Below are 9,194 nucleotides of genomic sequence, written 5' to 3' on the forward strand. Positions count from 1 at the left end.
GGCCCTACCCCCGGGGTGGCAATTTCCCACCCAGCTGGTGGGTCCGCACCCATGGAGGCCGAGGCTGCGGAGCGCGAGGCTGGCCCGGCTCGATCAGACAAGCGGATGAGGATGAGACGTGATCGAAGTGAGGGGACTGACCATGCGGTACGGCCGCACGGTCGCCGTGGACGACCTGTCCTTCACGGTGAAACCGGGTCTGGTGACCGGATTCCTGGGTCCGAACGGCGCCGGCAAGTCAACGACCATGCGGGCCGTACTCGGGCTGGAGATCCCCGCCGCGGGCACGGCGCTGGTGGACGGGCGCCCCTACGCGTCGCTGCGCCGGCCTATGCACACGATGGGGGCGCTGCTCGATGCCGGCGCGGTGCACGGCGGCCGCACGGCCCACGCCCATCTCGGCTGCCTGGCACGCAGCAACGGCATCGGTTCTCGGCGGGTGGCCGCGGTCCTCGAACAGGTCGGCCTGGAACAGGTCGCGGACCGGCGGATCGGCGGATTCTCCCTCGGCATGAAGCAGCGGCTCGGCATCGCGGCGGCGCTGCTCGGCGACCCGGCGGTGCTGATGTTCGACGAGCCGCTGAACGGGCTGGACCCGGAGGGCATCCGCTGGCTCCGCGACCTGCTGCGCTCGCTCGCGGCCCAGGACCGCACCGTCCTGCTGTCCAGCCACCTGATGAACGAGCTGGCGCTCACCGCCGACCACGTCGTCGTCATCGGGCGCGGCCGGCTGATCTCCGACACCACCACGGATGCGCTCGCCGCCCGCTTCCAGCGTGACGTGCTGGTGCGCGCGACGCGTCCCGAACGGCTTGCGGAGATCCTGCGCGCGCACGGCGCGACCGTGACCGCCGAACACGCCGACCCGGCGACGCCCGACAGGGCCGAGGGCAACCTGTCCGTGCGGGGCATGGACGCCGCCGGGATCGGCGGCCTGTCCGTGCGGGGCATGGACCCCGCCCGGATCGGCGACCTGGCGCTGCGGGCCGGAATCGCGTTACGGGAGCTGACGCCGCGCAGCGCCTCGCTGGAGGAGGCGTTCATGGAGCTCACCGCGGACAGCGTCGAGTACGGCACCCGCCCCGCCACCGCGGAGGTGGCCCGATGATGGACGCCGTCGCGTCCGAGTGGCACAAGCTCCGCTCCCTGCGCTCGAACGCCTACCTGCTGGCCGTCTCCGTGCTCGCCGTGCTGGCCTGCGCGGGGGTCGCGTACCTGACGGGCCGGGGGTTCGACCATCAGACGGCGGAGGAGCGGCTGCGTTTCGCCAGTAACGGGAACGGGCTGAGCACCGGGCTGCCGGTTGCCTACTTCGTCTTCGGCACGTTGGGCGCGCTCACGATCACCTCCGAGTACTCCACCGGGATGATCCGCACGAGCCTGGTGGCAGTGCCGCGGCGGCAGCTGTTCCTGTTCGCCAAGATTCCCGGCCTGACGGCCGTCGCCCTGGTCGCCGGTCAGCTGCTGGCGTTCGCCATGCACCTGGCCGCCCAGGCCGTGCTCGGCGAGCGCGCCGGTCAGTTGCTGCTGGACGGGCAGACCCTGGGCACCCCGCTCTCGGATCCCGGGGTGTTCGCCTCGGTGGTGGTCTCCGGGCTGTCCATGGCGGCCGCGGCGCTGGTCGGGTTGGGGGTGGGCGCGGCGCTCCGCTCGACTCCCGGGACTCTGGTCGCGCTCGTCATGATCTTTCTGGTGCTCCCCGTCGTCGCCCAGGCCCTGCCGTCGCCGCTGCGGGCGCAGGCCGGCTCGTACATGATCGAGAATCTGCCGGCGCAGATCGCCGGGGTGGGCGGCGGCCTGCTGCCGCCACCGGCGGCGGCCGCGCTGCTCGTCGCCTACGTCGTCGCCGCGCTGACGGCGGGCGCGGCGGTCACGGCGCTGCGGGGACGCAAGGTCAAGGTCATGGCCGTCGGCGTCGCCGCGACGCTCCTGACGGGCCTGATGTGGGTGCCCGCCGCCGGCGACTCGGCAGACACCGGCCCGTCCTCGCCGGCCTGGCGGCCGTGCGACGACAAGCACGCCCCTCGGGACATGCGCTGCACCTCCGTCCAGGTGCCCCTCGACTGGAAGGCGCCGGGCGAGCGGAAGATCACCATCCCGGTCGGCATGCTGCCCGCCTCCGGCGCGGCACGCCGGATCGGCACCGTCTTCTCCATCCCCGGCGGCCCCGGCGCGTCGGGCATCGACGATCTGAAGCAGTTCTACGGCAAGTTCGCCCAACTGCGTGACCGCTTCGACGTGATCAGCTTCGCCCCGCGCAACACCGTCAAGCCCGGCGGCGTGCTGCCGTACGAGTGCCTCGCCACCGGCCCGTGGATCACCCTGCCGGCCGACCGTGCCGAGTACGCCGCGCTCGGACGGTCGAACCGCGAGCGCGCGCAGCGGTGCCGCGCCGCTGACCAGGAGTTCTTCGACCACATGGACTCGGCCTCCGTCGCCCGGGACATCGAGGCCGTCCGCGTCGCCCTGGGGGAGCAGCGGCTGAGCTTCCTCGCCAACTCCTACGGCGGAACGCCGGCCGCGGCCTACGCCCGTCTGTTCCCCTCCCGCATCCGTGCCATGGTCATGGACGGCACCGCCGGCCACATCGAGGACACCGCCGCCGACGAGCCCCGCATGTATGCGCGGGCGGAGCGGGAGATGGAGCGGTTCGCCGCCTGGTGCCGTTCGGCCACGGCCTGCGCCCTGCACGGCCGCGACGTCGGCCAGGTGTGGCGCAGGCTGGTGACCGCCGCGGACCGCTCGCCGACGCCGGTGCGGAACGATCCATCCGGAGCCGCTTACACCGGGTTCGACCTGAAGGTCGCCGCGGCGCCCAGTGTCACCTCGCCCGGCCCGGAACCTGACGTCCCGCGCTGGGTCCAGCTGGCCGACGCGATCAAGAAGGCCGCCGATGGCGACGCCTCGGGGTTCGCCGACTACGTCAGGCAGGGCTCGGGCAGCCCCAAGGTTCCCTCTCTCATCGGGCAGAACATGACGCACTGCCTGGACGGCAAGGGGTACGGGAGCTACGCCGCCTACCGCAGGGCGCTGCGGCGGGCCGAGGAGCTGTCGCCGAACTTCGCAGGGCAGCGGTCGTGGTGGCCGCTGGGCTGCGTCGGCTGGCCTGCGCCTGTCACCAACCCACGGGCGCCGCTGCCCACCCGTGGGCTGGTGCCGTTCCTGGGGGTCGGGAGCTGGACCGACCACGACATAGTCGCCGACATCATCCGCCACGTGCCGGGCTCGTCGAGCGTCCGGTACGAGGGGCACGGCCACATGCTCTACATCTACGGTAAGAGCGGCTGCATCACCGCCCACGTCAACCGCTATCTGACGAGCCTGAGGCTCCCGCCGCCGGGCACCACCTGCCGGCCCACCGGGTGACCACCGGCCGCCGACTGACACAGCACGCGGAGTCCAGGTCTCACGGTCGGGGGACGACTCCGCTGCGGAGAGCGTCGAAGAGCCGTTCGAGGCGCGCGCGGTGGTCGTCCGCCACGGCGTCCGGCGGCTCTCCGGCGATGAGGCGGCGCGCGGTCTCCACCATCACGGTGCCGTACCCGGCGATGAAGAAGGCGGCGAGCAACGTCCCGTCGCCCTCGAACGTCGGGTCGCGCTCGAGCTCCTCGGAGAGGGTCCGCTGAAGATCGGAGGCGATCTCTCTCGCCCGCGCGACCAGCGCGGGGGACGCCGCGACGGTCCGGAAGAAGGGGATGGATCCGTCTTTCACGCCGGACAGCGCGTGACGGGTGTCGACGAGACGGAGGGCCGTATCGCGCAGGGACGCCAGCACGTCGACGCTTGGAGCGCGGTCGCGCACCGCCGAGCGCAGGAGCTCGACGGCGTCGACCGCGCGATCCAGGAGGAGGTCCTCCTTGCGCGGGAAGTGCTTGAAGACCGTCACGCTCGAGACCCCGGCCTCCCGCGCGACCTCGGCGACCGTGACCGTGTCGAACCCGCGCTCGAGGAACAACCGGGTCGCGACCTCAGAGATCCTCGCACGCGTCTGAGGGCCGCCGCGCTCTCCGGTCCTTGGCATCCGATCTCACTTTCTTGCGTAACTAAATTTAGTCACTTAGCATAGTCGTAGGTCCTCCGAACAGACCACTGTCATTGTCATCGGGGCGTACCTCACTGGACCACTCGCCACCGCGGAGCCGGCCGTGGCGGAGGTGATCGAGCGGCTCGAGCAGCCGGATCGACGCGTTCATTCGACCAGGGTCCCGATCGGGGTCACGACGTGAAGGAAGTTCTCCGTGCGTGAGGAAATTGCAGGTCGCTCCCCTCGATCGTTGCGGGAGGCGTGGGTGGCCTTGGCAGGGCTGTCCGCGGTCTTTCTCTTCGAGATGCTGGACAACTCGATCCTGAACGTCGCGCTGCCCACGATCGGCCGCGAACTGCACGCTTCGACGACCGCGTTGCAGTGGGTGACGGGCGCGTACGCGGTCGTGTTCGGCGGGTTGATGCTGGCGTTCGGCGCGATGGCCGACCGGTTCGGCCGGCGACGGATCATGCTCATCGGGCTCGTCCTGCTCGGCGTGGCGAGCCTGGCGACCGCTTTCGTCGCCACCGCGGAGCAACTGATCGCCGTCCGGGCGGCGATGGGGGTCGCGGCCGCGATGACGACTCCAGGATCGATGGCGCTGGCCTTCCGGCTGTTCGACGAGGACGGCCTGCGCGTCCGCGCGACAACCCTCATCTCGACCGTGGGTCTGGTCGGGCTCGCGATCGGCCCGACAGTGGGTGGCTTCGTGCTCGCGATCGCGCCCTGGCAGGTCCTGCTGCTGGTGAACGTGCCGATCGCCATGTTCGCGATCATCGGTGTGCGGCTCGGCATCGCCGCGGAGGCCGCGGCCGACCTGCACCGCGATCCGGCGGACATCGCAGGGGCGGTGCTGGGCACGGCGACGATCGTGTCGGCGCTCGTCGCGCCGACGCTGTTCGTGAACGAGGGCGCCGGATCGTGGGTCCCATGGGCGGCCACGGCAGCGGCCGCCGTGGGGGCGCTGCTCTTCTTCCTGCGCGAGCGTTCGGCGCGTCACCCGCTCCTTGACCTCGAACTCGTTGCTCACCCCCTCGTTTCGAGCGGCCTGGCGTTCAAGGCCGCGGCGGGGCTCGCGACCGCCGGCCTCGGTTACATGGTGACGCTGCAGCTGCAGCTCGACTGGGGGTGGACGCCCGCGCTCGCTGCCATCGGGATGCTGCCGCAGGTCGTGGTCCTGGTCGCGGGGGGCGCGTTCATCAATCCGTTCGTGCGACGCGTCGGCCTGGAGCGGGCCGCCTGGCTCAGTGCCGCAGCGGTCGTGTTCGGGCTCGCCGTCTACGCTCTGCTGAGCGGTTTCGGATACGTGTGGGTCGCGATCGCACTCGTGCTCGTGGCGGCCGGGATGCGCGTGGTCGGCGTGGTCGCCGGGGTCAACGTGCTCCGTGGCCTGCCGAAGAACCGGAGCACGTTCGGCGCGGCGCTCACCGACACTGCCACCGAGATCACCTCCGGCGCCGGCATCGCCGTCACCGGCACCATCCTCGCGGCGCTGTTCACCGGCGACATCGCCACATCGAGCTGGAGTGCGCAGCAGACCGCGGAGTTCCGGGAGACCGTCACGATCGCGGGCCTCACGCTCACAGTCGTGGCCGCGGCGCTCGTCGGCTGGGGCATCGTCCGTACGGGGCGGGTGGCGCCCGGCCAGGCGCCGGCCGGCCGGCCGGCTCAGCGCAGTCGGTCGTAGACCATGGCGAGTTCGCCCAGCTCGCCGGTCTCCTGGTGGCTGAGCGTCCACTTCGTGGCCGGCAGGCCGTCGTCGAACAGTCGTCGCCCGCCCCCGGCGATCTCGGGAAAGATCATGAGGTACAGCCGGTCGAGCAGGTCTGCCGACAACAGCGGCTTGATGATGCTGGCGCTGCTGTTGACGAGGATGTCGCCCGCACCGCTGCTCTTGAGCTCGGTGATGACGTCCGCGGCGGGGGCGTTCACCATGCGGGCGCGTTCCCACGGCGCGTCGGCCAGGGTGGCCGACAGGACCACCTTCTCCGTGTCGACCAGCCACTTGGCGTATCCGCGGTCGCGCGGATCGGCGCTGTCGTCCTCGGCGACCGACGGCCAGTAGCCCAGGAATCCCTCGGCGTTGATCCGGCCGAGCACTGCCGTCGTCGCGTGCTCCCACATGCGGGTCATGTGGTTGCGGGCGACGTCGCTGGTTACGTAAGGGGCGAACGCGGCGAAATCGCCGGGCCCGCCGGGGCCGTGGTAGCGCCCGTCGAGGGTGAGGCCCAGGTTCGCGGTCACCCTGCGGCCGGTCGTGTTCGTCATTTGGCGCTCCTTGTGTCGGTGTCGTACGTGGCGAGGGTCGCCGAGAGCTTGTCTAGGGTCTGGGCGTAGCCGATCTCGATGCCGGCGATGAAGTCCGCGGAGCCGACGGTGCTGTCGGTGATCCGGACCTGAACGTCGAGGTCGGTGCCGGTTTCGGTGGGGCGCAGGTCGAAGGCGACGTGGGCGGTGAAGGCGACGTCGCCGCCGGCGAGCATGGGGGAGGACCGGTAGGCGAGGCGCTCACCTGGGCGTACGTCGTCGACGACTCCCTCCGCACGCCCGGCGACCAGGTCGGAGCCGTCGGCGTCCTCGGCGTCGCGGTACTCCAGGACGACCCGTCCACCCGGCCGCGCCTCGAACACGAGCTCGGAGACGCGCAGGTCGTCGGGTGTCCACCAGCGGGTGAGCAGGGGCGTTTCGGTGAGGTGGCGCCAGACCACCTCGGGGCGCTGCGTCAGTGACCGGAGGAACCTGAACGCGCGGCCGTCGGCCCACCCCGGCACCTCCGCGGCGAGTCGCTCCACCTGGAGGCTGAGCCCGTACCGGTCGTAGGTTTCGCGCGGGCCGCCGGCCTGCTCGGCGGTGTCGGCGAGCCGGCTGAGCTCCGCCGCCAGGTGCCGCAGCGGAGCGGAACGGAGCGCGTAGACGCGGCGCTGGCCGGTGCGCTGGGAGGTGACGACGCCGGCGCGCTCGAGGGTCTGCAGGTGCTTGGTCGTCTGCGGCTGGCGCGCCTCGGCGAGCTGGGCGAGAACGCCGACCGAGCGGGGCCGCTCGGCCAGCAGGGTCACGAGTCGCCAGCGGGCCGGGTCGGCCAGTGCGATGAGAAGTGCGTCCGCTGCGTCCATGGGCAGAAGTATTCGCCACAGCGAATATTCCTGTCAAGGAATAACTCTGAACCGGCTCGAAGATGGATTGACGTGCTGATGGCTCACCCGGCGGCGCATCGCCAGGGCGCGCGAGCCCCTGGAGACCACCCGCGTGCCCGCGGACGCCGCGCGCCGGGCCGTGAGAGCGAGGCCTTCTGGGTGCCCATCGGGGCTTCCAGTAGGGGGAAGATGGGGATAATTTATCCCCGCAGCTCGCGTCAGAGCGGGGCTGTCGTAAACGATGAAGGTCTGATTCGGTGGCAGATCGGGGGAGAGCCGTGGGCTTACGGGTGGCTGTCGTGGGTGGGGGACTCGGCGGACTGGCGGCGGCGATCCACCTGCGCCGGGCCGGCGTGGACGCCGTCGTGTACGAGCAGGCGCCGGTGCTGCGCGAGGTCGGCGCCGGGGTGATGCTCGCGCCGAACATGGTCCGGCTGATCAACCGGCTCGGTCTGGGCGACGCTCTCGCCCGGTGCGCGGTCTGGCTGGAGGCGGCGTGGGAGTACCGGCGGTGGGAGGACGGTGACGTCCTCTTCTCGCAGCCGCTGGGAGAGGCGTGCGAGCAGATGTACGGCGCCAACCTGCACACCGCGCACCGTGCGGACCTGCTGGCGATGTTCCAGAGCGCGCTGCCCCCGGAGATCGTCCACCTCGATCACCGCCTGGTGGCGCTCGATCAGGACGACGCGGAGGTGGAGCTCACCTTCACGCATCGGACCGGCGGCGAGACCAAGGTACGCGCCGACGCGGTGATCGGAGCCGACGGCATCCATTCGGCCGTCAGACCGTTGATCGTGCCCGAGGTGGAGGCGCACTTCTGCCAGCTGAGCGCCTTCCGCGCGCTGATCCCTGTCGAGAAGGCGCCCGAGTACGCGCGGCGGCCGGTCCAGTCCCTCTGGCTCGGCCCAAAGCGGCACCTCGTGCACTATCCCGTGTCGGGCGGGCGGCTGGTGAACGTCGTCGCCGTCGTGCCGTCCGACGAGTGGCTGCTCGAGTCATGGACGGCGGATGGGGATCTGTCCGACTTCGCCCGCGAGTTCGAGACCTGGGACGAGAACGTACGGCGGCTGATCGCCGCCGCTCCGAGCACCAAGCGGTGGGCGCTCTACGACCGCAGCCCGCTCGAGCGGTGGACGAGCGGCCGCGTCACCCTGCTCGGCGACGCCGCGCACGCGATGCTGCCGTTCTTCGCCCAGGGAGCCGGGCAGGCGATCGAGGACGGCGCCGTCCTCGCCCGCTGCCTGCGCGAGGCCGACCGCGACTCGGTGCCGAAGGCGCTGCTGTCGTACGAGGCGACCCGCCGGCCGCGCGCCAGCAAGGTGCAGTTGATGAGCCGGGGCCGGGCGGAGTACAACCACCTGCCGGACGGGCCCGCGCAGCGCGAGCGCGACGCCGGGCTGCGCGACGGGGACTTCCTCCGGCACAGCGCCTGGCTCTACACGTACGACGTGGACACCGAGCCCCTGCTGCACTGACCCGCCCGCTGCCAGGGCGATGGCGTCCTCGTCGAGCACGCGCGTCGCGTCACGGCCGGATGAGCACCTTGAGCGCGCTGCGGTCGTCCATCGCCCGGTAGCCGTCGGGCACCTGCTCCAGCCCGACGGTACGGTCGAACACCCGGCCGGGCTCGACCGCGCGAGATTCGCCCGCTGCTCGAAGGGGACCTGGTCGATCACCACCGCGCCCTGGCAGCCCGCTCTGCGCTACGGGACGCGGGGCATCGCCGCCCTCTGGGAGAGGCCTTCCGTGTCCGTACCGGAGGCGCTGGCCGCGGTTCTCGGCCGCACCCGCGCGCTGATCCTCACCTGATCCTCACCGAACTCGCCGCCTCCACCACCCGCCTCAGCGCTCGCCTCGGTCTTACAAGGGAGGCGTCTCCCAGCACCTCACCGTCCTGCGTGACGCCGGTTTCGTCAGCGCTCACCGAACGGGGCGCTTAGAGCCTGTTCGGGGTTCCGATCACGAGAGGGTTGTGGATTCGTCTGCGCGGTGTGGTCTGGCCTTGATAAGCCATGGGCATGGCGCGTGGTGACCTC

7 protein-coding genes are annotated in these 9,194 nt (G+C 71.4%); 4 read left to right on the top strand and 3 right to left on the bottom strand.

Annotation, left to right across the window (positions count from 1 at the left end; translation table 11 throughout):
- Positions 1-118 precede the first annotated feature (118 nt).
- Both AB0H84_RS43960 and AB0H84_RS43965 read left to right on the top strand, forming a co-directional pair.
- A complete protein-coding gene (locus AB0H84_RS43960) occupies positions 119-1,108 on the top strand; it encodes an ATP-binding cassette domain-containing protein (RefSeq protein ID WP_357618285.1) in 990 nt (329 codons plus the stop codon).
- Positions 1,105-3,366 carry an alpha/beta fold hydrolase gene (locus tag AB0H84_RS43965; RefSeq protein ID WP_357618288.1) on the top strand — a complete coding sequence of 754 codons (2,262 nt, stop codon included), beginning with the start codon at positions 1,105-1,107 and terminating at the stop codon, positions 3,364-3,366. The genes AB0H84_RS43960 and AB0H84_RS43965 overlap by 4 nt, the downstream gene beginning before the upstream one ends.
- 40 nt (positions 3,367-3,406) lie before the next feature.
- Here AB0H84_RS43965 and AB0H84_RS43970 read toward each other — a convergent pair whose 3' ends face one another.
- Positions 3,407-4,021 (bottom strand): TetR/AcrR family transcriptional regulator, encoded by a 615-nt coding sequence (locus tag AB0H84_RS43970; protein WP_357618291.1) that lies wholly within the window; start codon positions 4,019-4,021, stop codon positions 3,407-3,409.
- A gap of 268 nt (positions 4,022-4,289) precedes the next feature.
- Between AB0H84_RS43970 and AB0H84_RS43975 the strand changes: the two genes are divergently transcribed.
- Complete coding sequence (locus tag AB0H84_RS43975; protein ID WP_357618294.1) at positions 4,290-5,711, top strand: MFS transporter; 1,422 nt, start codon at positions 4,290-4,292, stop codon at positions 5,709-5,711.
- Here the strand turns inward: AB0H84_RS43975 and AB0H84_RS43980 are convergent.
- Together AB0H84_RS43980 and AB0H84_RS43985 are read right to left on the bottom strand one after the other, a co-directional pair.
- Complete coding sequence (locus AB0H84_RS43980) at positions 5,693-6,292, bottom strand: dihydrofolate reductase family protein (protein ID WP_357618297.1); 600 nt, start codon at positions 6,290-6,292, stop codon at positions 5,693-5,695. The genes AB0H84_RS43975 and AB0H84_RS43980 overlap by 19 nt on opposite strands.
- Positions 6,289-7,137 (bottom strand): metalloregulator ArsR/SmtB family transcription factor, encoded by an 849-nt coding sequence (locus tag AB0H84_RS43985; protein ID WP_357618300.1) that lies wholly within the window; start codon positions 7,135-7,137, stop codon positions 6,289-6,291. Before AB0H84_RS43985 ends, AB0H84_RS43980 begins: the two co-directional genes overlap by 4 nt.
- A gap of 320 nt (positions 7,138-7,457) precedes the next feature.
- Between AB0H84_RS43985 and AB0H84_RS43990 the strand changes: the two genes are divergently transcribed.
- Positions 7,458-8,633, top strand: coding sequence for an FAD-dependent monooxygenase (locus AB0H84_RS43990; RefSeq protein ID WP_357618302.1), 1,176 nt, complete (start codon positions 7,458-7,460; stop codon positions 8,631-8,633).
- Positions 8,634-9,194: the final 561 nt, after the last annotated feature.

The organism is Nonomuraea sp. NPDC050786, assembly GCF_040654115.1.
Classification (GTDB): domain Bacteria; phylum Actinomycetota; class Actinomycetes; order Streptosporangiales; family Streptosporangiaceae; genus Nonomuraea.

Coding starts and splice junctions, on each gene's coding strand:
- AB0H84_RS43985 (WP_357618300.1), bottom strand. CDS start 7,137: ATGGACGCAGCGGACGCACTTCTCATCGCACTGGCCGACCCGGCCCGC.
- AB0H84_RS43970 (WP_357618291.1), bottom strand. CDS start 4,021: ATGCCAAGGACCGGAGAGCGCGGCGGCCCTCAGACGCGTGCGAGGATC.
- AB0H84_RS43965 (WP_357618288.1), top strand. CDS start 1,105: ATGATGGACGCCGTCGCGTCCGAGTGGCACAAGCTCCGCTCCCTGCGC.
- AB0H84_RS43980 (WP_357618297.1), bottom strand. CDS start 6,292: ATGACGAACACGACCGGCCGCAGGGTGACCGCGAACCTGGGCCTCACC.